General features: G+C 75.9%; 27 protein-coding genes. 18 read left to right on the top strand and 9 right to left on the bottom strand.

What is annotated here, in order from left to right:
- Positions 1–131 precede the first annotated feature (131 nt).
- Positions 132–1,424, bottom strand: coding sequence for an NDMA-dependent methanol dehydrogenase (gene mdo, locus ACI79O_RS22675; protein ID WP_456891772.1), 1,293 nt, complete (start codon positions 1,422–1,424; stop codon positions 132–134).
- Between the two features lie 204 nt (positions 1,425–1,628).
- Between mdo and ACI79O_RS22670 the strand changes: the two genes are divergently transcribed.
- Positions 1,629–2,846 (top strand): cysteine desulfurase-like protein, encoded by a 1,218-nt coding sequence (locus tag ACI79O_RS22670; RefSeq protein ID WP_456891770.1) that lies wholly within the window; start codon positions 1,629–1,631, stop codon positions 2,844–2,846.
- 72 nt (positions 2,847–2,918) lie between these two features.
- On the opposite strand, the gene mftR is transcribed toward ACI79O_RS22670, so the two are convergent.
- Positions 2,919–3,530: a mycofactocin system transcriptional regulator gene (mftR, locus tag ACI79O_RS22665; RefSeq protein ID WP_456891768.1), complete on the bottom strand. Its 612-nt coding sequence runs from the start codon at positions 3,528–3,530 to the stop codon at positions 2,919–2,921.
- A gap of 129 nt (positions 3,531–3,659) precedes the next feature.
- Between mftR and mftA the strand changes: the two genes are divergently transcribed.
- Genes mftA through mftC form a run of 3 tightly spaced genes read left to right on the top strand, consistent with a single transcriptional unit; the run spans position 3,660 to position 5,435 of the window.
- Positions 3,660–3,791, top strand: a complete 132-nt coding sequence (gene mftA, locus ACI79O_RS22660) for a mycofactocin precursor MftA (RefSeq protein ID WP_456876973.1) — start codon at positions 3,660–3,662, stop codon at positions 3,789–3,791.
- A gap of 10 nt (positions 3,792–3,801) precedes the next feature.
- Complete coding sequence (gene mftB, locus ACI79O_RS22655) at positions 3,802–4,224, top strand: mycofactocin biosynthesis chaperone MftB (RefSeq protein ID WP_456891766.1); 423 nt, start codon at positions 3,802–3,804, stop codon at positions 4,222–4,224.
- Positions 4,221–5,435, top strand: a complete 1,215-nt coding sequence (mftC, locus tag ACI79O_RS22650) for a mycofactocin radical SAM maturase (protein ID WP_456876971.1) — start codon at positions 4,221–4,223, stop codon at positions 5,433–5,435. Before mftB ends, mftC begins: the two co-directional genes overlap by 4 nt.
- Before the next feature lie 226 nt (positions 5,436–5,661).
- Here the strand turns inward: mftC and ACI79O_RS22645 are convergent, their stop codons facing one another.
- The gene (locus ACI79O_RS22645; RefSeq protein WP_456891764.1) at positions 5,662–6,153 is read right to left on the bottom strand and encodes a pyridoxamine 5'-phosphate oxidase family protein; all 492 of its coding nucleotides are present in this window, start codon (positions 6,151–6,153) and stop codon (positions 5,662–5,664) included.
- Positions 6,154–6,210: 57 nt separating this feature from the next.
- Here ACI79O_RS22645 and mftE point away from each other — a divergent pair, with 57 nt between their 5' ends.
- Together mftE and ACI79O_RS22635 are read left to right on the top strand one after the other, a co-directional pair.
- Positions 6,211–6,900, top strand: a complete 690-nt coding sequence (gene mftE / locus ACI79O_RS22640; RefSeq protein WP_456891762.1) for a mycofactocin biosynthesis peptidyl-dipeptidase MftE — start codon at positions 6,211–6,213, stop codon at positions 6,898–6,900.
- 98 nt (positions 6,901–6,998) lie between these two features.
- Positions 6,999–8,501 (top strand): purine-cytosine permease family protein, encoded by a 1,503-nt coding sequence (locus ACI79O_RS22635; protein ID WP_456891760.1) that lies wholly within the window; start codon positions 6,999–7,001, stop codon positions 8,499–8,501.
- A gap of 6 nt (positions 8,502–8,507) precedes the next feature.
- On the opposite strand, the gene ACI79O_RS22630 is transcribed toward ACI79O_RS22635, so the two are convergent.
- Positions 8,508–9,515, bottom strand: a complete 1,008-nt coding sequence (locus ACI79O_RS22630) for an iron-siderophore ABC transporter substrate-binding protein (protein WP_456915259.1) — start codon at positions 9,513–9,515, stop codon at positions 8,508–8,510.
- Positions 9,516–9,597: 82 nt separating this feature from the next.
- Between ACI79O_RS22630 and ACI79O_RS22625 the strand changes: the two genes are divergently transcribed.
- From ACI79O_RS22625 to ACI79O_RS22590, 8 genes are all read left to right on the top strand, one after another.
- Positions 9,598–10,137, top strand: a complete 540-nt coding sequence (locus ACI79O_RS22625) for a cysteine hydrolase family protein (protein WP_456891756.1) — start codon at positions 9,598–9,600, stop codon at positions 10,135–10,137.
- Positions 10,134–11,567 carry a mycofactocin biosynthesis glycosyltransferase MftF gene (gene mftF, locus ACI79O_RS22620; RefSeq protein WP_456891754.1) on the top strand — a complete coding sequence of 478 codons (1,434 nt, stop codon included), beginning with the start codon at positions 10,134–10,136 and terminating at the stop codon, positions 11,565–11,567. Before ACI79O_RS22625 ends, mftF begins: the two co-directional genes overlap by 4 nt.
- Positions 11,568–11,649: 82 nt before the next feature.
- Positions 11,650–12,963: a GAF domain-containing protein gene (locus tag ACI79O_RS22615; RefSeq protein ID WP_456891752.1), complete on the top strand. Its 1,314-nt coding sequence runs from the start codon at positions 11,650–11,652 to the stop codon at positions 12,961–12,963.
- Between the two features lie 55 nt (positions 12,964–13,018).
- Positions 13,019–14,245: an MFS transporter gene (locus tag ACI79O_RS22610; RefSeq protein ID WP_456891750.1), complete on the top strand. Its 1,227-nt coding sequence runs from the start codon at positions 13,019–13,021 to the stop codon at positions 14,243–14,245.
- A gap of 221 nt (positions 14,246–14,466) precedes the next feature.
- The gene (locus tag ACI79O_RS22605) at positions 14,467–14,961 is read left to right on the top strand and encodes a (2Fe-2S)-binding protein (protein ID WP_456891748.1); all 495 of its coding nucleotides are present in this window, start codon (positions 14,467–14,469) and stop codon (positions 14,959–14,961) included.
- Entirely contained in the window at positions 14,958–17,450 is a 2,493-nt protein-coding gene (locus ACI79O_RS22600; protein WP_456891746.1) for a xanthine dehydrogenase family protein molybdopterin-binding subunit, read from the top strand. The genes ACI79O_RS22605 and ACI79O_RS22600 overlap by 4 nt, the downstream gene beginning before the upstream one ends.
- The gene (locus ACI79O_RS22595; RefSeq protein ID WP_456891744.1) at positions 17,447–18,304 is read left to right on the top strand and encodes an FAD binding domain-containing protein; all 858 of its coding nucleotides are present in this window, start codon (positions 17,447–17,449) and stop codon (positions 18,302–18,304) included. The genes ACI79O_RS22600 and ACI79O_RS22595 overlap by 4 nt, the downstream gene beginning before the upstream one ends.
- 95 nt (positions 18,305–18,399) lie before the next feature.
- Positions 18,400–19,464, top strand: a complete 1,065-nt coding sequence (locus ACI79O_RS22590; RefSeq protein ID WP_456891742.1) for an SRPBCC domain-containing protein — start codon at positions 18,400–18,402, stop codon at positions 19,462–19,464.
- Positions 19,465–19,544: 80 nt separating this feature from the next.
- On the opposite strand, the gene ACI79O_RS22585 is transcribed toward ACI79O_RS22590, so the two are convergent.
- The 3 genes from ACI79O_RS22585 to ACI79O_RS22575 are packed head-to-tail and all read right to left on the bottom strand — an operon-like array spanning position 19,545 to position 21,516.
- Positions 19,545–20,177 (bottom strand): alpha/beta hydrolase family protein, encoded by a 633-nt coding sequence (locus tag ACI79O_RS22585; RefSeq protein WP_456915258.1) that lies wholly within the window; start codon positions 20,175–20,177, stop codon positions 19,545–19,547.
- Positions 20,174–20,836, bottom strand: a complete 663-nt coding sequence (locus ACI79O_RS22580; protein WP_456915256.1) for an HAD family hydrolase — start codon at positions 20,834–20,836, stop codon at positions 20,174–20,176. The genes ACI79O_RS22585 and ACI79O_RS22580 overlap by 4 nt, the downstream gene beginning before the upstream one ends.
- On the bottom strand, positions 20,833–21,516 hold the full coding sequence (locus tag ACI79O_RS22575; RefSeq protein ID WP_456891737.1) for a DedA family protein: 684 nt from the start codon (positions 21,514–21,516) through the stop codon (positions 20,833–20,835). The genes ACI79O_RS22580 and ACI79O_RS22575 overlap by 4 nt, the downstream gene beginning before the upstream one ends.
- 80 nt (positions 21,517–21,596) lie before the next feature.
- On the opposite strand from ACI79O_RS22575, the gene ACI79O_RS22570 reads away from it, so the two are divergent.
- Positions 21,597–22,892 carry an amidohydrolase family protein gene (locus ACI79O_RS22570; RefSeq protein ID WP_456915255.1) on the top strand — a complete coding sequence of 432 codons (1,296 nt, stop codon included), beginning with the start codon at positions 21,597–21,599 and terminating at the stop codon, positions 22,890–22,892.
- A gap of 103 nt (positions 22,893–22,995) precedes the next feature.
- Here the strand turns inward: ACI79O_RS22570 and ACI79O_RS22565 are convergent, their stop codons facing one another.
- A complete protein-coding gene (locus ACI79O_RS22565; RefSeq protein WP_456915254.1) occupies positions 22,996–23,469 on the bottom strand; it encodes a hypothetical protein in 474 nt (157 codons plus the stop codon).
- 179 nt (positions 23,470–23,648) lie between these two features.
- On the opposite strand from ACI79O_RS22565, the gene ACI79O_RS22560 reads away from it, so the two are divergent.
- The 3 genes from ACI79O_RS22560 (at position 23,649) to ACI79O_RS22550 (ending at position 25,386) form a co-directional block, all read left to right on the top strand.
- A complete protein-coding gene (locus ACI79O_RS22560) occupies positions 23,649–24,476 on the top strand; it encodes an endonuclease/exonuclease/phosphatase family protein (RefSeq protein WP_456915253.1) in 828 nt (275 codons plus the stop codon).
- An 84-nt stretch (positions 24,477–24,560) separates the two neighbouring features.
- Positions 24,561–24,926, top strand: a complete 366-nt coding sequence (locus ACI79O_RS22555) for a metalloregulator ArsR/SmtB family transcription factor (protein WP_456893501.1) — start codon at positions 24,561–24,563, stop codon at positions 24,924–24,926.
- Positions 24,907–25,386 (top strand): SRPBCC family protein, encoded by a 480-nt coding sequence (locus tag ACI79O_RS22550; RefSeq protein WP_456876950.1) that lies wholly within the window; start codon positions 24,907–24,909, stop codon positions 25,384–25,386. Before ACI79O_RS22555 ends, ACI79O_RS22550 begins: the two co-directional genes overlap by 20 nt.
- 3 nt (positions 25,387–25,389) lie before the next feature.
- On the opposite strand, the gene ACI79O_RS22545 is transcribed toward ACI79O_RS22550, so the two are convergent.
- Positions 25,390–26,235 carry an MBL fold metallo-hydrolase gene (locus tag ACI79O_RS22545; RefSeq protein WP_456915252.1) on the bottom strand — a complete coding sequence of 282 codons (846 nt, stop codon included), beginning with the start codon at positions 26,233–26,235 and terminating at the stop codon, positions 25,390–25,392.
- Positions 26,236–26,362: the final 127 nt, after the last annotated feature.

Genomic DNA, 26,362 nt, shown 5'->3' with positions numbered 1-26,362 from the left:
GGGCGGCGGGGCGGCCGGGAGTCGGGGGGGGGGGGCGGGCGGCGGCGCCCCCCCCCCCCCCCCCCCCCCCCCCCCCCCCCCCCCCCCCCCCCCCCCCCCCCCCCCCCCCCCCCCCCCCCCCCCGGAGTCGGTCAGGACAGCAGGTCGTCGAGGTCGCCGTGCATGCAGTGCTCCACCACCGGCCGCACCGTCTCGAACGTGCACTCCTTGGCGTTGCCGGGGGTGCAGGCGTCGCCGAGGACGTGGTGGGTGATCCGGTCGACGTCCTTGTCGTCCCCGGTGATGACGGCGGCGTTCTCGTAGAACGTCGTCGGGCCGACGCCCAGCCGGTTCTTGGAGTAGCTGTCCTGGGTGACGTCGGTGAACTTCTCCGGGATGCCGACGTCGCGCAGCAGCCGGATGGCCGCGGCCAGGGCGGCGTCGGCGGCCTGCGGCGCGGTCATGCCGTGGGTGTCCACGCCCATGGCCTCGGCGATGTCGGCGAAGCGCTGGTACTGCGTGGGCATGTTGAACGCCCACACCCGGGGCAGCGCGATGGCGTTGTTGAGCCCGTGGTGGGTGTCGTAGAAGGCGCTCACCGCGTGGCTGATCGAGTGGATGATCCCCAGGCCGCCGGAGTTGAACGCCTGCGCGGCGATGTACTGGGCGTACATCATCCCCTGCCGGCCACCGAGGTCCTGGCCGTTCCAGACCGCCTGGCGCAGGTGCTGGTTGGTCAGCTTGATGGCGTAGAGGGCGTTGCCCAGCGACGGCGGGAAGTCCAGCCGGGAGACGTAGGGCTCGCTGGCGTGGGCGAGGACGTCGAAGCCGCACTGGGCGGTGTAGTCGATCGGGCAGTCGTAGTAGAGGACCGGGTCGTCGATCGCCAGCGTCGCCAGGCAGTGGTCGTCGAAGGCCACGTACTTGTGCGGGTTCTCCGGGTCGGTCGTGGTGTCGGTGATGACGTAGGCCCAGGAGGTCTCCGAGCCGGTGCCGGCCGTCGTCGAGACGGCGATGTGCGGCGGGTTCTTCGGGTTCTCCGACTGGTTGAAGCCCTCGAACTCGTTGACGCTGCGGCCGTCGTGGGCCACCGAGATCCGCGCGCCCTTGCAGGCGTCGTGGCTGGAGCCGCCGCCGATGGAGACGAAGCTGTCGCACTCGTTCTCCTGGTACAGGGCGACCGCGTCCATGACGTTGTAGTCCTTGGGGTTGGACTCCACCTTGTCGTAGACCACGACCTCCAGACCGTGGTAGCGCATCGACCCGGCGATCTTCTCGACGATGTCCGAGCCGCGCAGGCCCGACGTCATGACCAGCGTCTTCCGGAACCCCAGCTTCAGCGCCTCGGGGCCGATGATCTCGTGCGCTCCGGGGCCCATCAGCGCCCGCGGGAACGGGTGGAACTCCTTGATCGGGAAGGGCTTGAGGAGTTCTTCGACCTGCATGAGAGGGGTCCTTCCGTCTGCCAGCGGGGAGCCGTCGGCGCACGCTACGAGCGGCGTCCCACCGGCGGCAGGACCCGCGGGGGAGAACCGGCCGACCGGAGGAGCACATCCGGCCACCCGGTCAGGTGCACCTGCCCGACCGGCCAGGGGAGGAGGACCGGTCCCGTCCGCGGGGACGGCGGCGCCGGCGGGCATGCTGCGGAGGTGACCTCACCCGCGAGCACCGCCTACGACGTCGCCGCCGTCCGTGCCGACTTCCCCGCCCTGCGCGCCGGCGCGGCCCACTTCGACGGCCCCGGCGGCTCCCAGGTGCCGCGCCAGGTGGCCGAGGCGGTGGCCGCCACGCTCACCGCGCCGATCGCCAACCGCGGGCAGGTCACCGCGGCCGAGCGCCACGCCGACGCGGTCGTGCTCGCCGCCCGGGCGGCGGTGGCCGACCTGGTCGCGGGGGACGCCGGCGGTGTCGTCTTCGGCCGGTCGATGACCCAGCTGACCTACGACCTGTCGCGTGCGCTGACCGCCGGCTGGGGCCCGGGGGACGAGGTGGTGGTCACCCGGCTCGACCACGACGCCAACGTGCGGCCGTGGGTGCAGGCCGCCGCGGCGCGCGGCGCCACCGTCCGCTGGGCCGACCTCGACCCGGACACCGGCGAGCTCACCGCCGAGGCGCTGGCCGCGGTCCTCTCCGACCGCACCCGGCTGGTCGCGCTGACCGGCGCCTCGAACCTCATCGGCACCCGGCCCGACGTCGCCGCGCTCACCGCACTGGCGCACCGGGCCGGCGCGCTCACCTACGTCGACGGCGTGCACCTGACCGCGCACGCGCCGGTCGACGTCGCCGCACTGGGGGCGGATCTGTTCGCCTGCTCGCCGTACAAGTTCCTCGGCCCGCACCTGGGCTGTGTCGTGGCCGCGCCGGCGCTGCTGGAGACCCTGCACCCGGACAAGCTGCTGCCCTCCACCGACGCCGTCCCCGAGCGGTTCGAGCTCGGCACGCTGCCCTACGAGCTGCTGGCCGGCACCACCGCGGCGATCGACCACCTGGCCGGGCTGGGGAGTGCCGAGGGCGACCGCCGGGCGCGGCTGGTCGCCGGGATGACCGCCGTCGAGGCGCACGAGGACCGGCTGCGCGAGCGGGTCGAGGAGGGCGTCGCGGAGCTGCCCGGCGTCACGTTGTGGTCGCGCGCCCGGCACCGGACGCCCACGCTGCTCTACACGTTCGCCGCCCGACCCGCCGCGGAGGTCTCCCGGGCGCTCGCCGAGCGGGGCGTCAACGCGCCCGCTGGGAGCTTCTACGCCATCGAGCCGTCCCGCCGGCTGGGGCTGGGCGACGCCGGCGGGCTGCGGATCGGCATGGCGCCCTACACCGACGACGACGACGTCGACCGGCTGCTTGCCGGGCTGCGCGCGGTGCTGGCCTGAGGCATGGGAAGCCATCCGCACGTCCGGCGCCCCCGGACGTGCGGATGGCTTCCCATGCCGGGCGGGCCGCCGTCAGCGCAGGCCCGGGAAGCCCTCCGCGAGCTGGCCGAACGCCGTCCGCAACGCCTCGGCCAGCGACGCGACGTCGCCGGACAGCCACACCTCGAACGCGGTCGTCGCCGCTGCCCGGGTGGCCGTGGCGACCAGCCGGGGCACCAGCGCCGTGGGCCGCTGCCCACAGCGGCGTGCCACGTAGCCGGCGACCACCCGGTCGACGTCGGCGTAGCGCAGCTGCGAGTGGGCCTGCAGCGCCGGCTCGGTGAGGATCAGCCGCATCCGCTGGCGCAGCACGGGCAGGTCGCCGGCCGCGTAGTCGTTGGCCTGGACGTAGGCGGTGAGGACGGCGGTCAGCACGGGGACGTCGTCGCCGGACCGCTCGAGCAGCGCGGCCAGCCGGGCGACGTGCCCGTCGAAGTCGCCCCACACGGCGTCGGCCTTGCTGCCCACGGTCCGGAAGAAGGTGCGCCGGCTCGTGCCCGCGGCGGTGGCGATGTCCTCGATCGTCACCTGCTCGAAGCCCGCGGCGGTGAACAGCTCCAGCGCCGCCCGTTCGATCCGGGCGCGCGTGTCCCCACGGGGGTCGTCCCGGGGGACGGTCCGGACGGACTCGCGGAGCACGCTCACCGGCACATCTTCGCGCCCGGCGACGGGGAGGCCACTCCCGGTGTGTCCGCGCTCAGCCCCTCGCTTGCCGGTGGCACCCGGTGCCCCTACGGTCCTCGGCATCCCCGCTCCCCTCTCCCGGAGGTCGGCATGCCCGAGACGCCCGCCCAGACCGAGACCCAGGACGCCGCCGAGATCCAGGACGCCGTGGCCGAGGACGCGCTGGTCGAGGAGTCCCTCGTCGAGGAGGTCTCCATCGACGGCATGTGCGGCGTCTACTGAGCCGACGGCCATGAGCTCCCCCGCTCCGGCCGCGGACGTCTTCGACCCCGCCCTGCCCTGGCGGCGTGCCCGGTCGGTGGCGCTGCGGCCGGAGCCGTTCGGGGCGCTGGCCTACCACTTCGGCAACCGGAAGCTGTCGTTCCTGAAGTCGAGGACGCTGGTCACCGTCGTCGAGACGCTGGCCGACCACCCCAGCGCCGACGCCGCCCTGGTCGCGTGCGGCGTCCCCCAGGCGCAGCGGCGTGCCTACGTGACGGCACTGGCCGACCTCGCCCGCTCCCAGATGATCGAACGAAGGACCTCGCTGCCCCCCGAGAAGGACCCTCCTGCCCCCCACCGCTCGCGCGCTCGCGGTGGGGCCCTGCAGGAGGGCCGGTCAACCCTCGCGGCGGGCCCCTGCAGCGAGGCCGAGACGAGCGAGGAGCCTCTGTGACCGCCGTCGTCCCCCAGCGCCCCACCGGCGGGCGCCTGGTCGACCAGTTCGAGTACGGCCTCGACGCTCCCATCTGCCTGACCTGGGAGCTCACCTACGCCTGCAACCTGGCGTGCGTGCACTGCCTGTCCTCCTCGGGCCGGCGCGACCCCCGCGAGCTGTCCACCGCGGAGGCCGAGGCGGTCATCGACGAGCTGCAGCGGATGCAGGTCTTCTACGTCAACGTCGGCGGCGGCGAGCCCACCGTGCGGCCGGACTTCTGGCACCTGCTCGACTACGCCGTCGGCCACCAGGTCGGGGTCAAGTTCTCCACCAACGGCGTCAAGCTCGACCGGGCCCGGGCGCGGCAGCTGGCGGCCACCGACTACGTCGACGTGCAGATCTCCCTCGACGGCGCGACCGCCGAGGTCAACGACCGCGTCCGCGGCACCGGGTCGTTCGCCACCGCGACCCGCGCGCTGGAGAACCTGGCCGAGGCCGGGATGAGGGACTTCAAGGTCTCCGTCGTCGTCACCCGGGAGAACGTCTCCCAGCTCGACGAGTTCAGGGCGCTGACCGACCGCTACGGCGCCCAGCTGCGGATCACCCGGCTGCGCCCCTCGGGCCGCGGCGCCGACGTCTGGGACGAGCTGCACCCCACCCAGGCCCAGCAGCGCGAGCTCTACGCCTGGCTGCTGGCCCACGGCGACCGGGTGCTCACCGGCGACTCGTTCTTCCACCTGTCGGCCTACGGCGAGGCGCTGCCCGGCCTGAACCTGTGCGGCGCCGGCCGGGTGGTCTGCCTCATCGACCCGGTCGGCGACGTCTACGCCTGCCCGTTCGCCATCCACGAGCAGTTCCTCGCCGGCAACGTGCGGGACGAGGGCGGCTTCCAGCGCGTCTGGCAGTCCTCGGAGCTGTTCCGCGAGCTGCGCAGCCCGCAGACCGGCGGCGCCTGCACGAAGTGCGCGCACTTCGACGCCTGCCGCGGCGGCTGCATGGCGGCCAAGTTCTTCACCGGCCTGCCGCTGGACGGCCCCGACCCCGAGTGCGTGCAGGGGTACGGCGAGACGGCGCTGGCCGCCCGCGACGCCGACCTGGTCACGCCGAGGAGCCATCTCGACCACTCGCACACCGGCCCGGTCCGCGGCCAGCCGACGCTGCTCGGCATGCCCGCGATCCCCGCCAAGGCCTGCGACGAGTCGCCGCTGGCGGGCCTGCCGCTCGGATGACCCCTCAGCGGGTCGGGGCCACCACGGTGGGCCCCGACCCGTCGGGCAGCAGACCCGGGGCCAGGTCGGCCAGGGTCATGGTCAGGAGCAGCGCGACGAGCAGGGCGAGGGTGAGCACGGGGCACCTCCGGTGGACGTGCCCCCAGGCTGGCCGCCGTCCCTGACCGGGCCCGGTGACCTGCCTGGGAGTCCGCTGGACGCCCCGTGCCCAGCCCGTGCCCTGGCCCTAGGGGAGGTCGACGACGTCCTTCTCGCCGGTGTCGGGCTGGGAGCCGGTGGCCTTGGCCTTGACGAAGCTCAGCGCCGTGGCCAGCCGGTTGCCGGGGCTGTCCCAGTACTCCGCGGTGTCGCCGTCGACCTTCACCAGCACCACCGAGGGGTCCTCGGGCCCTCGCGGCAGCCACGCCTCGACGCCGGCGTTCCACAGCTCCTTCTTCTTCGCGACGTCGTCGACGACGCGCGCGGTGCCGGTCAGGGAGACCCAGGTGCCGCCCGAGCCGATGCCGACGTTGACCTGCGGCGAGGCGGCGATGTGGGCCAGCCACGGGGCGTCGTGCTCGGCGAAGAACCAGAGGTCGCCGTCGAACTCGACCTCCTGCAGCGACATGGGCCGGCTGGTCAGCCGGCCGTCGGGCATGGTCGTGGTGAGGAAGCCGAACTTCTGCCCCTTGATGAGCCCGGCGACCTTGGCGGTGGCGTCTGGGGAGTCGGTGGTCATGTCCCTGCCCTTCCCCGTATCCGCCTCGTGACACCGTGACCTGCCTAGGCTGACCGCGTGCCCGACCTGGCCGGCGCCGTCTGGCCGGAGCTGCCCGAGCGTCCGCTGCTCGTGGTGCCGCTGGGCTCGGTCGAGCAGCACGGGCCCCACCTGCCGCTGGCCACCGACACCACGGTCGCCACGGCGGTCGTCGCCGCGGTCGACCTCGGCCCGGCGCTGGTCGCGCCCGCCGTCCCGTACGGCGCCAGCGGCGAGCACGAGGGCTTCCCCGGCACCGTCTCGATCGGCACCGAGGCGCTGACGACGCTGCTCGTCGAGTACGGCCGGTCGGCCGGCCGCTGGGCCGGGCGGCTGCTGCTGGTCAACGGCCACGGCGGCAACCTCGACGCGCTGCGCCGCGCCGTCCCGCTGCTGCGCGGCGAGGGCCGCGACGCCGCCTGGTTCCCCTGCGGCGTCCCGGGCGGGGACGCGCACGCCGGCCGCACCGAGACCGCGCTGCTGTTGCACGTGGAACCCGGCGCCGTGCGGCCCGGCCGTGCGGTCCCGGGTGTGACGACGCCGATCGGGGACCTGCTGCCCCGGCTGCGGGACGAGGGCGTGCGTGCGGTCAGCCCCATCGGCGTGCTCGGCGACCCCACCGGCGCCACGGCGGAGGAGGGCGCGCGACTGCTGGCCGACCTGGCCGGGCGCCTCACGGCCGCCGTCCACCGGTGGGACGTCGGGGAGGACGGGCGGCTGCGCGGCTGACCGCCGGACGCGGCTGCGCGGGCCGCCGCCCGCCCGGGGCAGGAGGATGGCCGGGGACGGGCCCGCCCCCCGCGGTCCCGCCGAGCGAGGAGGTCCCGATGGCGCAGCGGCAGGCCGTGGACGAGGGGACCGGCGCGTCCCCCGGGCGGGGAGCCGTCGAGACCAACGGCATCAACGTCATCGCCGAGGAGGAGCGCCACGGCGCCCCGCGCTCGCTGTTCTGGCCGTGGTTCGGCGCCAACGTCAGCGTGCTCGGCCTGGCCTACGGCTCGTTCCTGCTCGGCTTCGGCATCTCCGCCGCGCAGGCGCTCGTCGCCGGTGTCGTCGGGATCGTGGTGTCCTTCCTGCTCTGCGGCCTGGTCGCGATCGCCGGCAAGCGTGGCTCGGCGCCCACCCTGGTGCTCAGCCGCGCCGCCTTCGGCGTGCACGGCAACCGGGTCCCCGCGGTGCTGTCCTGGGTGCTCACCGTCGGCTGGGAGACGGTGCTGGTCAGCCTGGCCACCCTCGCCACCGCCACGGTCTTCGGCCAGCTCGGCTGGAGCGGGGGGACGGCGACCCAGGTGGTCGCGCTGCTCGTCGTCGCCGCCCTGGTGGTGGCCGGCGGCGTCCTCGGCTTCGACGCGATCATCCGCATGCAGACGGTCATCACCGTGGTCGGCGGCGTGCTGACCGTCGTCTACGTGGTCCTGGTGGCCGACTCGGTGGAGTGGTCGGCGGTCACGGCCGTCCCGGCCGGCTCGGCGGCGGCCGTCGTCGGCGCCCTGGTGCTGGCCATGACCGGGTACGGCTTCGGCTGGGTCAACGCGGCCGCCGACTACTCCCGCTACCTGCCGCGCGCGGCGTCCACCCGCGGCGTCGTCGGCTGGACGACGTTCGGCGGCGCGCTGGCCCCGGTCGTGCTGCTGGGCACCGGGCTGCTGCTGGCGGCGTCGGACCCGGAGCTGTCGGGGGCGATCGGCGCGGACCCGATCGGCGCGCTGGCCGGCCTGCTGCCGACGTGGTTCCTCGTGCCGTTCGTCGTGGTGGCGGTGCTCGGCCTGGTCGGCGGCGCGCTGCTGGACATCTACTCGTCCGGCCTCTCGCTGCTCGCCGCCGGCATCCGGGTGCCCCGCCCGGTCGCGGCGGGCATCGACGGCGCCCTCATGGTGCTCGGCGCGATCTGGGTCGTCTTCGTCGCGACCGGCGGGTTCTTCGTGCAGTTCCAGGGGTTCCTCATCACCCTGGGCGTGCCGATCGCCGCCTGGTGCGGCGTGTTCCTGGGCGACCTCGCGCTGCGCCGCCGGGCCTACGCCGAGGCCGACCTCTACGACCCCCGCGGCCGCTACGGCGCCGCCCCGGCGGTGCCGCTGGTCCTCCTGGCGGCCGGGACCGTGCTCGGCTGGGGGCTGGTCACCAACTCGCTGGCCGGCTGGCTGGACTGGCAGGGCTACCTGCTCGGTCCGCTGGGGCTGGGCGGCCGGGAGGGCGACTGGGCCTTCGCCAACCTCGGCGTGCTGGCCGCCTTCCTCGTCGGGCTGCTGGGCACCCTGGCGCTGCGCCGGGGGGCGGTGCGGACGCAGGAGGCCGCCCCGGCGGTGCCGGGACGGCCTCCTGTGGTCTGACCGGGGTCAGGGCTGCAGGGCCTGCGCGAACAGCGGGACGGCCTGCTCGAGCGCGTACTGCTGGCCCAGGGCCGAGCCGCTGGAGAAGGCGTTGACCAGCGTCGGGTCCTCCAGGACGACGGCGTTGCCCTGCTGCACCGAGCCCAGCGTCTGCCACAGCGGGCTCGCGGTGATCTGCGCCGGGTCGACGAAGATCGGGAAGACGACGGTCAGCGGCGCGTCGAGCAGCGAGACCTGCTCCTCGGAGACCGGCACGTAGAAGTTCTCCGTGGCGAGGTCCTGGACGGCCGGCTTGTTGGTGAAGCCGAGCGCCTCCATGAAGTCGACCCGGGTGTCGCCGCGGACGTAGGCGCCGAAGCCCTCGGAGGTGTACGCGCCGACGGCGACCTCGGTGCCGTCGAACTCCGGGTGCGCGGCCGCGGCGTCGGCGAAGGCCTGCTCGACGTCGGCCTGCAGCTGCGCGGCCTCGTCGGCGCGGCCCAGCGCCCGGCCGACCAGGTCGAGCTGCTGCTGCCACGTGGTCTGGTAGGCGCCCACGCCCTCGGGGGCGCCGACGGTCGGCGCGATCGCGCTGAGGGAGTCGTAGCGCTCCTGGGTGCCGTCGGAGCGGGTGTCGAGGATGAGGTCGGGCTCCAGCGCGGCGATCGCCTCCAGGCTGGGCTCGAGCGTGTCGATGATCTCCGGCGCCTCGTCGTACCGCCCCTCGGCCCACGGGCCCACGCCCTCGCCGCCGAAGGCCAGCCAGTCGCTGGCGCCGACCGGCTGCACGCCCAGCGCCAGCGCGGTCTCGGCGTCCGACCAGCCCAGTGCCACCACCCGCTGCGGCTCCTCCTCGACCTCGACGTCGCCGAACGCGGTGCTCACGGTGACGGGGAACTCCCCGCTGCCGCCACCGGCCGACGCCGCCGACCCCGCCCCCTCGCCGGCGTCGTCGGATCCGCACGCCGCGAGGGACGCGGCGGTGGTCAGGGCGGCCGCGAGCAGGGCGGCGCGCCGGGACAGGGCGTGGGACATCGGGGGCTCCTCCGGGTGGGACTACTCAGGTGAGCCTAACCTCAGTCGGGTGGGCGCTCCGCGGCGCGGCTAGGGTCCGGCCGTGGCAGAGATCCCCGGCTGGCTGGTCGTGGTCGACGCGCAGCGGGTGTTCGCCGACCCGGACTCCCCGTGGGCGGCGCCCCGCTTCGCCGAGGCGCACCCGCGCATCCAGCACCTGGTGGCCGCCTTCGGCCAGCGGGTCGTCCTCACCCGGTTCGTGGCGCCGCGGCAGCCCACCGGGGCCTGGGTGGCCTACTACGAGCAGTGGCCCTTCGCGCTGCAGCCGCCCGACGCGCCGCTGTGGGACCTGGTCGAGGACCCCGGCCCGGCCCACGTGGTCACCGCCACCACCTTCGGCAAGTGGGGTCCGGAGCTGGCCGGGCTGGTGGGCGCCGGCCCGCTGACCGTGGCCGGCGTGGCCACCGACTGCTGCGTCGTCTCCACCGTGCTGCCCGCCGCCGACGCCGGCGTGCCGGTGCGCGTGGCCGCCGACGCCTGCGCGGGCAGCAGCGACGACGACCACCGCAAGGCGCTGGGCCTGATGGGCCTCTACGCCCCGCTGGTCGAGATCACCACCGCCGACGACGTCCTGGCCGGGTGACCGTCCCGCCGCCACCGGACGCCCGGCTGCCCGACGGCTACGCGGTCCGGCTCGCCGCGGGCACCCGGTGGCTGGAGGACGGCGCGGCGCTGCTCGGCGGCTCACCGCTGCGGCTGCTCCGGCTCGCCCCGGCCGCCCGCGGCCTGCTCGACGGCGACCGGCTCGTGGTCTCATCGGCGGCGACGGCCGCGCTGGCGGCCCGGCTGCTCGACGCCGGCGTCGCCGTCCCCGAGCCCGCCGGTCCCGCGCCCGGTCCCGGCGAGGTCACCGTCGTCGTCCCGGTCCGGGACCGTGCGGGCGGCGTCGCGCGGCTGCTGGCCGCGCTGCGCGCCGACCCGGCCACCGCGGGCGTGCGGGTGCTCGTCGTCGACGACGGCTCGGCCGACCCCGGCGCCCTCGCCGCGGTCACCGCCCCGGGCGGCGCCGAGGTGCTCCGGCACGGACGGTCCCTCGGCCCGGCCGCGGCGCGCGACACCGGGCTGCGCGCGGCGACCACCGGCGTCGTGGCCTTCCTCGACTCCGACTGCGTGCCGCTGCCCGGCTGGCTGGACGTGCTGCTGCCGCACCTGGCCGACCCGCGGCTGGCCGTGGTGGCGCCGCGGGTCGTCGCGCTGCCGCCGGCGCGGCCGGGCTGGACCACCGCCTACGAGACGGCGGTCAGCGCGCTGGACATGGGGCCGGACCCGGCGCGCGTCGCGCCCCTGACCGCGCTCTCGTACGTGCCGAGCGCCGCCCTGCTGGCCCGGCGGGCGGCCCTCGGCGCGGGCTTCGACGCCGCGATGCCGGTGGCCGAGGACGTCGACCTGGTCTGGCGGCTGACCGCGGCCGGCTGGCGGGTCCGCTACGACCCGGCCGCGCGGGTCGCGCACGAGCACCCGTCCTCGACCGCGGCGTGGCTGCGCCGCCGCGGCGTCTACGGCACCGGCGCCGCACCACTGGCCGCACGGCACGGGGCGCTGGTCGCCCCCGTGGTCGTCAGCCCCTGGTCGGCGGCGGCCGTGGGGCTGGCCCTCGCCGGCGGGTGGCCCGGCCGGGCGGCCGCGGCCGGGGTCCTCGCCGTCGCCGCGGCCGCCCTGGCCCGGCGGCTGGCGCCCGCCGGCGGGCGGCCCCCGTACGGCCTGGCCGCCGGGCTGGTGCTGCGCGGCACCGCCGCGGGCGTGCGCACGCTGGCCCGCGCGGCCACCCGCCACCACTGGCCGCTGACCGCCGTGGCCGCCGCGGCGTACCCCCGGGCCCGGCGCGCGGCGGCCGCCGTCGCCGTGGCCGACGCGGTGCTCGGGTGGTGGCCGCACCGGGCCGAGGTGGACCTGCCGCGCTTCGCCGTGGCCCGGCGGCTGGAGGACCTCGCCTACGGTGCCGGGCTGTGGGCGGGCGCGCTGCGGGCCGGGTCCGCGCGGGCGCTCCTGCCCGCCCGCCCACCGGGCGGCTGACCTGCGGCGGGGGTGCCTGGCGCGGACCCCGTGACAGGGGTCACCATGGGCGGACCATGAGCCACACGTCGGGGAGCGCGCCGTGACCGGCGTCAGCCCGTGGCTCGCCCTGCCCGGCGGCCGGCCCACCCCCGGGCTGACCCGGCAGCTGCGGGCCGCGCACGAGACGCTGGTGACCCGCGGCGCGCCCCCGCCCCGTCCCGCCGTGCGGTCGGTCGTCTGGGACTCCTGGCGGCGCAGCCTCGGCAGCGGCGTCGACCCCGACGGCCAGGGACCGCCGGTCGACCTCCTCGACGACGACCTCGACGCCCACCGCGCCGCCCACCCGCTCGCGGCCGTGCTGCCGGTCATCCGCCGGCTGCTGGTCGAGGACGCCGAGGCCGACCGGATGATCGTGGCCGTCACCGACGCCGACGGCCGGATGCTGTGGGTGGAGGGCGACCGGCGGCTGCGCAGCCTCGCCGAGGGCATGAACTTCGTCCCGGGCTCCCGCTGGGCCGAGGAGGTCGCCGGCACCAACGCCCCGGGGACGGCGCTGGCCCTCGACCACCCGGTGCAGATCTACGGCAGCGAGCACTACCGCCGCCCGGTGCAGCCGTGGAGCTGCTCGGCCGCACCGGTCCACCACCCGGTGACCGGCGTCCTGCTCGGCGCCATCGACGTCACCGGCGGCGATCACGTGGCCAGCCCGCACGTGCTCACCCTCGTCCGCGCCACCGTGGCGGCCGTGGAGTCCGAGCTGCGCTGGCTGCACCGCGAGGAGCAGTCCCGCGGGCCGCTGCGCCCCGCGCCGGCCCGGGTGTCCGCTCCGCTGCTGGAGGTGCTCGGTCGCGAGCGCGCCCGGCTGACCCTGCCCGCCGGGCCGGTCGAGCTCTCGCTGCGCCACTCCGAGCTGCTCCTGCTGCTCGCCGAGGCCGCCGTCACCGGTGAGGGCCGCAGCGCCGAGCGGCTGGCCGCCGAGTGCCACGCCGGGGCCACCGCCACGGTCACCGTCCGGGCCGAGCTGTCCCGGCTGCGCCGGCTGGTGGGCGCCGACCTCGTCGGCTCGCGCCCCTACCGGCTGCTCGGCCGGCTGGACAGCGACCTCGACCGGGTGCGGGCCGCCCTCGACCGCGGCGCCCCCGGCGCGGCGCTGGACGGCTATCCCGGGCCGGTGCTGCCCCGCTCGGCCGCGCCGGGCGTCGTCGCCGCCCGCCGCCGCACCTCCGCGGCCCTGCGCGCGGCGGTGCTGCGCAGCCGCCGGCCGGAGCTGCTGCTGCGCTGGACCGCCCTGCCGGAGGCGCGCGACGACGCCGCCGCCTGGCAGGCCTGCCTCGAGGCGCTGCCCACCGGCTCCCCGCGCCGGGCCGCCGTCGCGGCGCACCTGCTGGCCCTGCGCCGGTCCTCCCGCGGCTGAGGCGACCCGCCCGGGACGGGAATGCGGCCCCGCCCGGTTCTCTTGGCACGGCTACGTGAGTGCCCGCACCGCCGCCCTGCCCGCCGCCCGCCCGCCCTCGCTCGCCACCCCGCGGGTCGCCGTCGCCCTGGGGGCGCTGGCGCTGGGCGGCTTCGCCATCGGCACCACCGAGTTCGTCACCATGGGCCTGCTGCCCGACATCGCCGCCGGCGTCGGTGTGGACATCCCGACGGCGGGCCACGTCATCTCCGCGTACGCGCTGGGCGTGGTCGTCGGCGCCCCGGTCATCGCCGCGCTGGGTGCCCGGCTGCCGCGCCGGGGGCTGCTGGTCGGGCTGATGGCCGCCTTCCTCGCCGGCAACGTGCTCAGCGCGGTGGCGCCCGGGTCGACGACGCTGCTGCTCGCCCGCTTCGTCAGCGGCCTCCCGCACGGCGCCTACTTCGGGGTCGCCTCGCTGGTCGCCGCCTCGCTCGTGCCGGCGGCGCTGCGCGGCCGCGCGATCAGCACGGTGATGCTCGGCCTGGCGGTGGCCACCGTGGCCGGCGTCCCGGCCGCGACCTGGCTGGGGCAGACCCTCGGCTGGCGCTCGGCGTACTGGGCCGTCGTCGTCCTCGCCCTGCTCACCCTGGCCGCGCTGCCGGCCGTCGTGCCCGCCACCCCCGGCGACCCGCACGCCACCGTGCGGGGCGAGCTCGGCGCGCTGCGCCGGCCGCAGGTGCTGCTCACCCTCACCGTCGCCACCGTCGGCTTCGGCGGCATGTTCGCGCTCTACAGCTACATCGCGCCGCTGACCACCGAGGTCACCGGCCTGTCCCGGGGCGCCGTCCCGTGGGTGCTGCTCGCCTTCGGTGTCGGCGGGGTGATCGGCACCGCGCTGGGCGGGCGGCTGGCCGACCTGGCGCTGTTCCGGTCGATGGTCGGCACCTTCGTCGCGCTGGCCGTGCTGCTCCTGCTCGTCGCCCCCGCCACGACCACCGCCCCGACGCTGCTGGCCGTCGTCTTCCTGCTCGCCGTGAGCGCCTCGACGCTCGTCGTCTGCCTGCAGCTGCGGCTCATGGAGGTCGCCGGGGAGGCCGAGATGCTCGGCGCCGCGCTCAACCACTCGGCGCTGAACGCCGCGAACGCGCTCGGGGCCTGGCTCGGCGGCCTGGTCATCGCCGCGGGGTACGGCTACACCGCGCCGAGCCTGGTGGGCGCCGGGCTGGCCGGGCTGGGGCTGGTCGCCCTGACCGCCAGCGCGCTGCTGCGACGCCGGGAGCTGCGCGCCGTCCCGGCGGCCTGAGCCCCCGCTGCAACGGGCCTGCAACCTCTCCACTGCGGCGACGCCCCGGGCGGGCGCGACCGCACGCGCGGGTCGTGACGTGGTACAGCTCCGCATCCGCGGAACGGGCCCACCCCGAACCGCAGGTAAGCGTGGCCTAAGTCACTCTCGCGTTGGTTGACTCCGCCGTGGAGCACCCGGCCACCGGGTGCACTCGCCCCCTGCAACCAAGCGGAGGATCCATGACACGGGTGAGCATGCGGGTCGACGGCGTGACCTACACCGACGAGGTCGAACCCCGGACCCTGCTGGTCCACCACCTGCGCGAGGCGCTCGGCAAGGTCGGCACCGTCGTCGGCTGCGACACCAGCAACTGCGGCGCCTGCACCGTGCACCTCGACGGGCAGGCGGTGAAGTCGTGCACCGTCCTGGCCGTGCAGGCCGACGGCGCCGAGGTCACCACCATCGAGGGCATCGGCAGCGCCGGCGCCCTGCACCCGGTGCAGAAGGCGTTCCACGAGATGCACGGTCTCCAGTGCGGCTTCTGCACGCCCGGGATGATCATGGCCTCGATCGACCTGCTGAAGGAGAACCCGGCCCCCAGCGAGGACGAGGTCCGCGAGGGCATCGAGGGCAACCTCTGCCGCTGTACCGGCTACCAGAACATCGTCCGCGCGGTGCAGCAGGCCGCCGGCGAGATGTCGGGCACCTCCGAGACCCTGGGAGCGCAGTCGTGACGGTCACCGAGGACGCGGCCACCACCCAGACCCCCGGCCCGGAGAAGGAGGTCGGGAAGGCCCGCCGCCGCAAGGAGGACGCCCGCCTGATCACCGGGCGGACCACCTGGACCGACAACATGGTCCTGCCCGGGATGCTGCACATGGCCGTGGTCCGCAGCCCCGTGGCCCACGGGAAGATCACGAACGTCGACGTCAGCGCCGCGCTCGAGGCGCCGGGCGTCGTCGCCGTCTACACCGGCCGCGACCTCGCCGAGGAGCAGGGCTCGATCCCCTGCGCCTGGCCGGTGACGCCGGAGATGCTCAACCCCGGCCACCCCTCGATCGCCGTCGAGGAGGTCAACCACGTCGGCGAGGCCGTCGCGGTCATCGTCGCCCGGTCGCGGGCCGCGGCCGCCGACGCCATCGAGCTGGTCGACGTCGACTACGACCTGCTGCCGCCGATCCTGGACATGGAGGAGGCGGTCCGGCAGGAGGCCGAGCTCTGCCACGACCACCTCGACACCAACACCAGCTACCACTTCGTCTTCGACGCCGGCGAGGCCGGCACGGGCACCGACACCGACGAGGCCTTCGCCTCCGCGGACGTCGTCGTCAGCCGGCGGTTCGTCAACCAGCGGCTGATCCCGGCGTTCATGGAGCCGCGCTCGGTGGTCGTCCAGCCGCAGGGCGACAACTTCACGATGTGGTCGGCCACCCAGATCCCGCACGTGCTGCGGGTGATGCTGGCGATGGTCACCGGCATCCCGGAGCACAAGCTGCGCGTCGTCGCCCCCGACGTCGGCGGCGGCTTCGGCGGCAAGCTGCAGGTCAACCCCGAGGAGATCCTCGCGCTCCTGATCGCGCGGCGGCTGGGCAAGCCGGTCAAGTGGACCGAGACCCGCAGCGAGTCGCTGATGACCGCCCACCACGGCCGCGACCAGATCCAGTACGTCGAGGTCGCCGCCGACCGCGAGGGCCACGTCAAGGGCCTCAAGGTGCGGATCCTCGCCGACATGGGCTCCTACCTGCGGCTGATCACCCCCGGCGTCCCGGCGCTGGGCGCGTTCATGTTCCCGGGCATCTACAAGTTCCCGGCCTACCGGTTCGAGTGCGACGGGATCTTCACCAACAAGGTGCCCACCGACGCCTACCGCGGCGCCGGCCGGCCCGAGGCCACGTTCGCCGTCGAGCGGATCATGGACGAGCTCGCCACCGAGCTGGGCATGGACCCGCTGGAGGTGCGCCGCCGGAACTGGATCCGGGCCGAGGAGTTCCCGTTCACCACCGTGGCGGGCCTGGAGTACGACAGCGGCGACTACGAGGGCGCCACGCAGCGGGCCCTGGAGCTCATCGGCTACGACGAGCTCCGCGAGGAGCAGCGCCGCCGCCGCGAGTCCGGCGACCCGGTGCAGCTGGGCATCGGCTTCTCCACCTTCACCGAGATGTGCGGCCTGGCCCCCTCCCGGGTGCTCGGCTCGCTGTCCTACGGCGCGGGCGGCTGGGAGTCGGCGTCGATCCGGATGCTGCCCACCGGCAAGGTCGAGGTCGTCACCGGCTCCACGCCGCACGGCCAGGGCCACGAGACGGCGTGGAGCCAGCTGGTCGCCGACCAGCTCGGCGTGCCGTTCGAGGACGTCGAGGTCCTGCACGGCGACACCGCCGTCGCGCCCAAGGGCATGGACACCTACGGCTCGCGCTCGCTGGTCGTCGGCGGCACCGCCGTCGTCAAGGCCGCCGACAAGGTGATCGCCAAGGCCCGCAGGGTCGCCGCCCACCTGCTCGAGGCCAACGAGGACGACCTAGACTTCTCCGGCGGGAAGTTCACCGTCCGCGGCACGCCGGGCACCGGCCTGTCGATCCAGGAGATCGCCCTGGCCGTCTTCGCGGCGCACAACTACCCGGAGGACGTCGAGCCGTCGATCGACGCGGAGGCGACCTTCGACCCGGTGAACTTCTCCTTCCCCCACGGCACGCACATCTGCGCCCTGGAGGTCGACACCGACACCGGGATGGTGACGATCCGCAAGTACGCCTGCGTCGACGACGTGGGCACGATCGTCAACCCCCTGATCGTCGAGGGGCAGATCCACGGCGGCCTGGCGCAGGGCATCGCGCAGGCGCTCTACGAGGAGGCCGTCTACGACGCCGACGGCAACCTCACCACCGGCACCTTCGTCGACTACCTGGTCCCCTCGGCCGCCGACCTGCCGCACTTCGACACCGACAACACGGTGCACGTGGCGCCGGGCAACCCGATCGGCGCGAAGGGGGTCGGCGAGGCGGGCACCATCGCGAGCACGCCTGCGGTGGTCAACGCCGCCCTCGACGCCGTCCGGCACCTCGGGGTGCGCGACATCCGCATGCCCCTGACCCCGGAACGGGTCTGGCGGGCCGTCCACGAGGGTGGCGACGGCGGGGACCGGGCCACCGCCAAGACGAACGCGCAGGGGGCCGAGTCGGCCCAGGCGCCGTCCACCGGCACGTCGTCCTCCGGAGGTGACCTGTGATCCCCGCACCGTTCGAGTACGTCCGGCCGACCACCGTCGAGGAGGCCGTCCAGGCGGTCGCCCAGGGCGGTGAGGACGTCAAGGTCATGGCCGGCGGGCAGTCGCTCATCCCGGTCATGCGGCTGCGGCTGGCCGCGCCGGAGACGATCGTCGACCTCGGCCGGGTCGCCGAGATGCGCGGCGTCCGCGAGGAGGGCGACGTGCTGGTGATCGGCGCGATGACCACCCACGCGGAGGTCATCGCCGACCCGCTGATCGCCCGGCACGCGCGGCTCATCGCTGAGGCGACCGAGACGGTGGCCGACCGGCAGACCCGCCGGCGGGGCACCTTCGGCGGAGCGCTGGCGCACGCCGACCCGGCCGGTGACCTGCCCGCGGTGGCGCTGGCCCTGGACGCCGAGATGGTGGTCGCCGGGCCCGGGGGGCGGCGCACCGTCCCGGCGAGCGAGTTCTTCGTCGACTACCTCACCACCGCCCTCGACGAGGGGGAGGTGCTCGTCGAGATCCGGGTGCCCAAGCTCGCCGGGGACTGGGGCGTGCGCTACCAGAAGTTCAACCGCGTGGCGCAGGCCTGGTCGATCGTCGCGGTCGCCGCGGCGGTGCGGCGGGAGAACGGGCACATCGCCGAGGCGCGCATCGGGCTGACCAACATGGGCCCGGTCCCGCTGCGCGCCGCGGCCACCGAGGCGGCCCTCGCCGGGGCGTCGGCGTCACCGGACGCGGTCGCCGCGGCGGCCCACTCGGCCGCCGAGGGCACCAGCCCGAGCAGCGACCTCAACGCGCAGGCCGACTACCGCCAGCACCTCGCGCAGGTGCTGACCCGCCGGGCGGTGACCGCCGCCGCCGGGTTGTAGTTTCCGACACAACCCGGCACCCGCCCGCCCTCGGCCGGCCCGCCCCTGCCCGGGCGGACCGGCCGAGGTCCGTTCCCCACCCCGGAGGTCGCACCGTGCAGCTGGAGAACTCCTTCACCGTCCCCGTCCCCGTCGACGAGGCCTGGCGGGTGCTGCTCGACATCGAGCGCATCGCCCCCTGCATGCCCGGGGCGGCCCTGGACTCGGTCGAGGGTGACTCGTTCACCGGCCGGGTCAAGGTCAAGCTCGGCCCGATCAACCTGACCTACCAGGGCAAGGCGTCGTTCGTCGAGAAGGACGAGGCCGCGCACCGCGCGGTCATCGACGGCCGCGGCAAGGACCAGCGGGGCAACGGGACCGCCGCCGCCCTCATCACCGCCCAGCTCAAGGAGGAGGGCAGCACCACCCGGGTCGACGTGCTGACCGACCTCAACATCACCGGCCGGCCGGCGCAGTTCGGCCGCGGTGTCATGACCGACGTCGGCAACAAGCTGCTGGGCCAGTTCGCCGACAAGCTCGCCGCCCAGCTCGCCAGCGGCGACGACGTGACCGTCGACGCCGCTGCGGCCGCCGGCAAGCAGGAGCCGACCGTGGCGGGGAAGGTCGCCGCCACCGCGACCGGGGCGGCCGAGGAGGTCGCCCAGTCCGTCGAGCAGGTGCCGGGGGACAACGCCGCCGCGGCGACGGTGCGCAAGGCCGGCACGAAGGCCCGCGAGGCGGCGGCCGCGGCCACCGACGCGGTGTCGTCGGGCACCTCGACCGCCGATGCCCCGCCGCCGCCCACCGACACCGCGCCGATCACGCCGGTGGGCGCGACGGACACCGTCTCCATCTCGGCGGTCGGCGCCGACGACGCTCCCGTGGCCGCGGACAGCACGCCGTCGGCCACCGACACCGCGCCGGTGGCCGCGGTGGGCCGGGCGCCCAGCACGCCGCCGTCGGGCAACACCGCCCCGCCGAGCCGCCCGGCCACCGGCGCCCCGCCGCGGAGCACCCCGGCGGCAGCGACGGTGCGCGACCAGCCGGTCGCCGAGCCCGAGCCGATCGACCTGCTCGAGGTGGCGGGCGGCGCCGCGGTGGCCCGCTACGCCGGACCCGCGGCGGGCGTGCTGGCGGTGCTGCTGCTGGTCCTGTTCGCCGTCCGGCGCCGCCGCCGCTGACGACCCCCTGGGTGTCGATCACCGGCTGCGTGCACGGTTCCGCGGCGTGTCCGCGCGTGTCGCGTGCACGCAGCCGATGATCAACTGCTGAGCAGGTCCTCCAGCCACGAGGTCGCCGCGGCGGCCACCACCTCGGGCGCCCGGCCCAGCGAGTGGTCGCCCGGCACCGCGTAGACCGACGCCGTCGGCACACCGGTGAGCACCGCGGCGACCTCCTCCGGGCGGCCGAAGGCGTCGGTCTCGCCCTGCACGACGCACACGGGCACCGCGGCGCCGGTCAGCTCGCCCGCCCGGCTGCGCTCGGGGCGGCCCGGCGGGTGCAGCGGGAACGCCAGGCAGAGCACGCCGTCGGCGCCGGCGCCCGCCGCGGTCCGGCAGGCGACCCGCGCGCCGGCGCTGCGGCCGCCGAACACCAGCGGCCCGGTCAGCGCGCCGCCGGCCCGCAGCGCGTCGAGCACGGCGGTCCAGGCGACGTCGAGACTCGGCGGGGCCGGCGCGATCCGCTTCCCGGCCACCCGCCACGGCTGCTCCACCCGCAGCACCCGCCAACCGGCCGCGACCGCGGAGCCGCTGACGGCGACCAGGTCGGCGGAGGCCACCCCGCCACCGGCGCCGTGGCCGAGCACGAGCGTGCCGCGGGCCCCCGCGACCGGGCCGTCGGCGTGCACCGCGGCCGGGCCGAGCGGGGTGTCGACCAGCGCCGGCGAGCTCACAGCGCCAGCAGGGCGTCGACCGCGCCGGCCAGGTCGGCGGCGACGACGGTCGGCGCGGGGAACGCCGGCGGGTACACGCGCTCGCTGCGCGGGAACCAGGCCCCGGTCAGCCCCGCCCGTTCGGCTCCGAGGGCGTCCCAGCCGTGCGCGGCCACCAGCGCCATCCGCTCCGGCGGCACGCCGCAGGCGCCGGCGGCCCACAGGTAGGCCTCCCGCGAGGGCTTCCACGCGCGGACGGTCTCGCTGGTCAGCGTCCGCTCGACCAGGGGCGCGATCCCGCCGCGCTCGAGGCCGGCCTCGGCCACCCCGGGAGAGCCGTGCGACAGCGTCACCACCCGCACGCCGGCCGCCGCCAGCCGGCGCAGCGCGGGCTCGACGTCGGGGTGCGGGACGAGCTCCAGGAAGGTGTCGGCCACGCGCGTGACGTCGGCCGCGGACAGCTCGGTGACCTGCGCCAGCGCCGACTCGAAGGCGGCGCGGAAGGGCAGCCAGGCGCCGGCCACGGTGGCGGCGAAGCCGGTCGCCAGCGTGCGGCCGAAGACCGTGGGCAGCAGGTGCGCCGGGTGCCCGGTCTCGACCAGCGCGGCGGCGACGGGGGAGAGGTCGAGCAGGGTCTCGTTGACGTCGAGCGCGACGACCTCCGGACGGCCCCGGCTCACGCGGCCGGGCGGCCGCCGTCGGGCCGGCCGACGGTGGCCTCGCGTTGACGGCGCTGACGGACGTCCTTGAGCCGCTTGGTCACCAGGTAGCCGATGCCGACGACGAACACGCCGACGACGAGGTAGTCGAAGTACTTGAGGTTGTCCTGGATGAAGTCGCCCGCGAGCACGCCGAGGGTGACCAGCAGGCTGTTCCAGATGAGGCTGCCCGCGGCCGAGTAGAGCACGAACTGCAGGAACGGCATCCTCACGACGCCGGCGGGCACGGAGATGAAGCTGCGCACGATCGGCACCATGCGGCCGAAGAACACCGCCGAGCGGCCGTGCCGCTCGAACCAGGCGAAGGTCCGGTCGACGTCGGCGGTCTCGACCAGCGGGAGGCGGTCGAGGAAGGCGTGCGAGCGGCGCGGACCCAACGCGCGGCCGACGTAGTAGAAGAAGACCGCACCGAGCACCGAGCCCAGCGTGGCGAACAGGATGACCGGCACGATGTCCATCTGGCCGTCGTTGATGAGCACGCCGGCCAGGCCGAGCACGGCCTCGCTGGGGATCGGCGGGATCACCGTCTCCAGCAGGATGGAGAACCCGACGCCGACGGGTCCGAGGGTCTCGACCAGCTCGAGCAGCCAGCCGGTGATCCCGCCCTGGTCGGAGGAGGCCGCGGCGGCGAGGAACGACATGTCCCCACGGTAAGGGCGCCTCCGGCGACCTGCCCGGACGTCGGCCGGACCGACGGGGCCGCTGGGGCTAGCGTTCGGCCATGCGCCAGCGACTCGCCGCCCGGGCCGTCGTCGTGGGGGACCGGTCCGGCACCGTCGTCCCGGACGCCGTCGTCGACGTCGAGGACGGCCGGATCGCGTGGACCGGGCCGGCTGCCGACGCCCCGCCGCCCGGGGACGCCGAGGTCGTGGACCTGCCCGGGCTGCTCGTGCCGGGACTGGTCAACGCCCACTCGCACGCGCCGATGGTGCTGTTCCGCGGCCAGGGCGAGGGGCTGCCGCTGGACCGCTGGCTGCGCGAGGTGATGTGGCCGCGGGAGGCCCGGCTGATGCCCGACGACGTCGAGGTGGCCATGACCGCCGCGTCGGCGGAGATGCTGCGCGGCGGGGTGACCACCAGTGTGGAGATGTACTTCTCGCCGGAGCGGATCGCCGCGGCGGTCGGCAGGACCGGCGCCCGCGCGGTGATCCCGGCGCCCATGGTGCCGCTGCCGGGGATGCCGCCCCTGGAGGAGCAGATGGCCGCGGCCGTCGAGCTGGCCGCCGGGGTCGGCGACGACGGCACCGTCGAGTACGGGCTGGGCCCGCACGCGGCCTACACCGTGCCCCTGCCGCTGCTGCGGCGGGCCGCCGAGCTGTGCCGCGAGCACGGGCTGCTGCTGCACCTGCACGTGGCCGAGACCGCCACCGAGGGCGCCGACCTGCTGGCCACGCACGGAGCGTCGGTGCCGGCGCTGCTGGCCGCGCACGACGTCCTGGGCGGTCGGGTGCTGGCCGCGCACTGCGTGCACATGGACGACGCCGACCTGGAGCTGTGGGCCGAGTACGACGTCGCCGTCGCGCACTGCCCGGCGAGCAACGCCAAGCTGGCCAGCGGCGTCGCCCGGGTGCGGGACATGCTCGACCGCGGCATCCGGGTCGGCCTGGGCACCGACGGGCCGGCCTCCAACGACGGGCTGGACCTGCTCGCCGACGTCCGGCTGGCCGCCCAGCTGGCGCGGCTCGCCGGCCGGGATGCCACCGCGCTCACCGCCGCCGAGGCGTTCTGGCTGGCCACCGGCGCGGCCGCGGACGCGATCGGCCGGCCCGACCTGGGCCAGGTCGAGGCCGGGCGGCGGGCCGACCTGGTGCACGTCGACACCCGCGACCTCGCCTTCGAGCCGGTGGGCGATACCGCGGACCTGCTGACCCACCTGGTCTGGTCCGGCGTCTCCCGGCTGGTCCGCGACGTGTGGGTCGGGGGCCGGCAGGTCGTCGCCGGTGGGACGGTCACCGGCGTGGACGCCGAGGCGCTGCGGGCCGAGGTGGCCGAGCGCGCCGCCCGGCTGGCCGGCTGAGGCGGTGGCGGCGTGCGCCACGATCAGGTGACCTGATCGTGGGGCGTCCTCCCTCGCGGTGGGACGTGGGGGAGGACGCCCTGCGGTGGGGGAGGACGGCGCGTCAGCCCTGCGGGTGCCCGACGGTCCAGGCGTAGAGACGGCCGTCGACGACGGCGGTCGCCCAGCCCTCGCACAGGAGCACCCGCTCGCCGCTCAGGTCGGGCCACGAGCCGCCGCCGTCCCACGGCGGACCGGGTTGCGCCACGGGCCTGCACTCCGCGGGCGGAGCGGCGCCGGGTGCGAGGTCCATGTCCACGCGCACGCTCCGGTCGTCGGCACCGGAGGCCACGCCGGGGCGGACGACGGTGACGGCGGAGCCCACCGCGCGGGTCCAGTAGGGCACCGTTCCCCTCGGGGCCTCCGCCGCCTCGGCGCGGGACGTGGTCCGCGTGTGCCCCTGCAGCTCGGCGAGCACCGCGCCGGCCCCCTCCACCCCCACCGGCATCGCCACGAGGACACCTGCGACGGCCGCCGCCGCGACGGCCTGCGTCGCCGCGACCGTGCCCAGGGCCACCTTCGCCGCCGTGCTGCGCACCGCCGGACTCCTCTCGTCGGGCCACCGTGCGGTGGCCCGACGAGCCTCGGCCCGGGAGGCGTGCGCGGGCGTCGGCGCCCGGGGTGATCTCCAGGGGCCGGTCCGTCGTACCGGGGGAGGACCCCGGGCGCGACGGGGCCGGGAGGACGGGCCGGCCGCGCCGCGGTTGACTGCGCCGCATGACGCCGTCCCTGCGGGTCCTGACGCTCAACGTGCTCGGCCCGGCCAACCCGGACTGGGCCCGGCGCAGCGCCCTGATCGGGGAGACCCTGCGCCGGCTCGACGCCGACGTCGTCGCCCTGCAGGAGGTGCCCGTCGCGGACGGCACCGTCGAGGAGCTCCTCGGGCCCGGCTACACCGTCACCGCGTTCTCCCGGGCCGCCGCGGACGGGGTGGGCGGGGCGCTGGCCACCCGGGCACCGCACCGCGTCGTCGAGGAGGTCGACCAGCGCTGCACGCCCCGGGCGCAGGACCTCCCGTGGTGCGCCACGCTCGTCGTCGAGCTGGACACCCCGGTCGGCCGCACGCTGGTCGCCCACCACAAGCCCAGCTGGCAGTTCGGGTACGAGTACGAGCGGGAGCGCCAGGCGCTGGCCGCCGCCCGGGTGCTCGAGCTCCTGGCCGACGGCGCGGACCACGCCGTCGTCCTGGGCGACCTCGACGCGACCCCCGACGCCGCGAGCGTGCAGTTCTGGCACGGCCGGCGGTCGCTCGACGGCACCAGCGTCTGCTACCAGGACGCCTGGGAGACCCTCCACCCCACCGACCCGGGGTTCACCTTCGACGCGCGGAACCCGCTGGTGCGGGCCGGCGAGGTGGCCACCGCGGTGAGCCGGCGCATCGACCACGTCCTCGTGCGGGCCGGCGTGCACGGCCCGACGCTGCAGGTGGTGGCCTGCGCCCGGGTGCTCGACGAGCCGGTCGGCGGGGTGTGGGCCAGCGACCACTCCGGCGTCGTCGCCGACCTCGCGCTGCCCGGTCACCCGCCGGGCTCGTGGGCCTCCTGACGGTCCACAACCAAGTGGTTGACAACCCCCGGCACGCCCGCCTACCGTCGTACTCAACCGAGAGGTTGAGAAAGGAGGTCGCAGGTGGCGTCAGACCCGCTCTCCCGGGCGTTCGCGGCGCTGGCCGACCCGACCCGGCGCGACATCGTCGCCCGGCTCGCGGTGGGCGACGCGACGGTCGGCGAGCTCGCCGCCCCCTACGACGTGACCGTGCAGGCGGTCTCCAAGCACCTGCGGGTGCTCGAGGACGCCGGCCTGGTCAGCCGCACCCGGGAGGCGCAGCGCCGCCCGGTGCACCTCGAGGCGGAGGTGTTCGACCTGATGACCAGGTGGATCGAGCGCTACCGGCGCCAGGCCGAGGAGCGCTACCGCCGCCTCGACGACGTCCTCCGGTCGATGCCGGACGACACCCACGAGAAGGGAACCCGTCATGAGCACCGCCACCCGTGAGACCCGGATCGTCGCCGACCCCGAGGTCCCGCTCATCCGGATCACCCGGGAGTTCGACGCCCCGCCGGCCAAGGTGTTCCGCGCGCACACCGACCCCGAGCTGGTCGTGCAGTGGCTCGGCCCGCGCGGGATGGAGATGCGCATCGACCACTTCGACTGCCGCACCGGCGGCTCCTACCGCTACGTGCACAGCGACGCCAACGGGGAGTACGCCTTCCACGGGTCCTTCCACGAGGTCCGCCCCGACGAGCGGATCGTGCAGACCTTCACCTTCGAGGGGCAGCCCGACGGCGTCGCGCTGGAGAAACTCGTGCTCACCGACCTCGGCGGCGGCCGCACCCGCCTCGAGTCCACCTCGCTGTGCGACTCCTTCGCCGACCGCGACGCGATGCTCGCCAGCGGCATGGAGGTCGGCGTCGTCCAGGGCTACGAGCGCCTGGACGAGGTGCTCGCGCGCTGATCCTCAGGCGCGCAGCGAGATCGTCTCCCCGCGCAGGACGGTCCGCAGCTCCCCTGGCGCCCGCCGCTCGGCGACCTCCCGCACGAAGTCGCCGAGCGGCGAGGCGAACCGGTCGTAGTCGTCGTAGTGCACCGGCACGGTGACCGGCGGCTTGAGCAGTTCCACCAGGTCGGCGCCCTGCCGGCCGTCCATGGTCACGGTGACCCCGAGCGCCTTGGTCCCGCCCAGGTGCGGGACGACGACGTCGAGCGGCCCGCAGCGCTGCAGCACCTCGCCCAGCCACGGGCGGAACAGGGTGTCGCCGGTGACGTAGCCGCGCCAGGACACCTCGCCGCCGCGCAGCAGCTCCAGCACGCTGCCCATCACCGGCGGCAGGACCGCGGCCAGGGGGCCCGGGCCGTGGACGCCGGGCACCGCGGTGATCCGCAGCGTCTCCTCGCCGCGGGTGACCTCGTGCACCTGCCAGGGCCGCAGGTCGGCGGTGGCGTGGAAGCCGCGGGCCGCCAGCGTCCGTGCCGCGGCCTGCGTGGTGACGACCGGCGTGGCCTTGTCGATGGTGGCGTAGGCGATCCGGTCCCAGTGGTCGCCGTGCAGGTGGGAGAGCAGGACGGCGTCGAGGTCGGGCAGGTCCTCGGGCAGGATCGCCGGGTCGGTCAGCCGCTTGGCCCACAGGCCCTTGCCCAGGTACACCCGCTGCCCGCGGCCGATGAAGTTCGGGTCGGTGAGCAGGGTGAACCCGCCCAGGCGCAGCAGCGTCGTCGCGTTGCCGCCGAAGGTGAGCGTGACGTCGGCGGTGCTCTCGTCGGTGGAGCCGGCGCTGCGGTCGGCACTGCCCGGGTCGGCGGTCATGCCGCGGGTGCTACCCCTGGGCCCGGGTCGGGGGGGGGGGGGGGGGGGGGGGGGGGGGGGGGGGGGGGGGGGGGGGGGGGGGGGGGGGGGGGGGGGGGGGGGGGGGGGGGGGGGGGGGGGGGGGGGG

The sequence above is a fragment of the Geodermatophilus sp. SYSU D00696 genome (genome assembly GCF_054050235.1).
This window is presented reverse-complemented; position numbering and strand designations above follow the sequence as displayed.

Excerpts from the sequence above, each read along its gene's own strand:
- mftB (WP_456891766.1), top strand. The coding sequence starts at position 3,802 with ATGAGCTCCCCCGCTCCGGCCGCGGACGTCTTCGACCCCGCCCTGCCC.
- ACI79O_RS22605 (WP_456891748.1), top strand. The coding sequence starts at position 14,467 with ATGACACGGGTGAGCATGCGGGTCGACGGCGTGACCTACACCGACGAG.
- mftA (WP_456876973.1), top strand. The coding sequence starts at position 3,660 with ATGCCCGAGACGCCCGCCCAGACCGAGACCCAGGACGCCGCCGAGATC.
- mdo (WP_456891772.1), bottom strand. The coding sequence starts at position 1,424 with ATGCAGGTCGAAGAACTCCTCAAGCCCTTCCCGATCAAGGAGTTCCAC.
- ACI79O_RS22630 (WP_456915259.1), bottom strand. The coding sequence starts at position 9,515 with ATGTCCCACGCCCTGTCCCGGCGCGCCGCCCTGCTCGCGGCCGCCCTG.
- ACI79O_RS22575 (WP_456891737.1), bottom strand. The coding sequence starts at position 21,516 with ATGTCGTTCCTCGCCGCCGCGGCCTCCTCCGACCAGGGCGGGATCACC.
- ACI79O_RS22570 (WP_456915255.1), top strand. The coding sequence starts at position 21,597 with ATGCGCCAGCGACTCGCCGCCCGGGCCGTCGTCGTGGGGGACCGGTCC.
- ACI79O_RS22645 (WP_456891764.1), bottom strand. The coding sequence starts at position 6,153 with ATGACCACCGACTCCCCAGACGCCACCGCCAAGGTCGCCGGGCTCATC.
- ACI79O_RS22545 (WP_456915252.1), bottom strand. The coding sequence starts at position 26,235 with ATGACCGCCGACCCGGGCAGTGCCGACCGCAGCGCCGGCTCCACCGAC.
- ACI79O_RS22550 (WP_456876950.1), top strand. The coding sequence starts at position 24,907 with ATGAGCACCGCCACCCGTGAGACCCGGATCGTCGCCGACCCCGAGGTC.
- ACI79O_RS22635 (WP_456891760.1), top strand. The coding sequence starts at position 6,999 with ATGGCGCAGCGGCAGGCCGTGGACGAGGGGACCGGCGCGTCCCCCGGG.
- ACI79O_RS22560 (WP_456915253.1), top strand. The coding sequence starts at position 23,649 with ATGACGCCGTCCCTGCGGGTCCTGACGCTCAACGTGCTCGGCCCGGCC.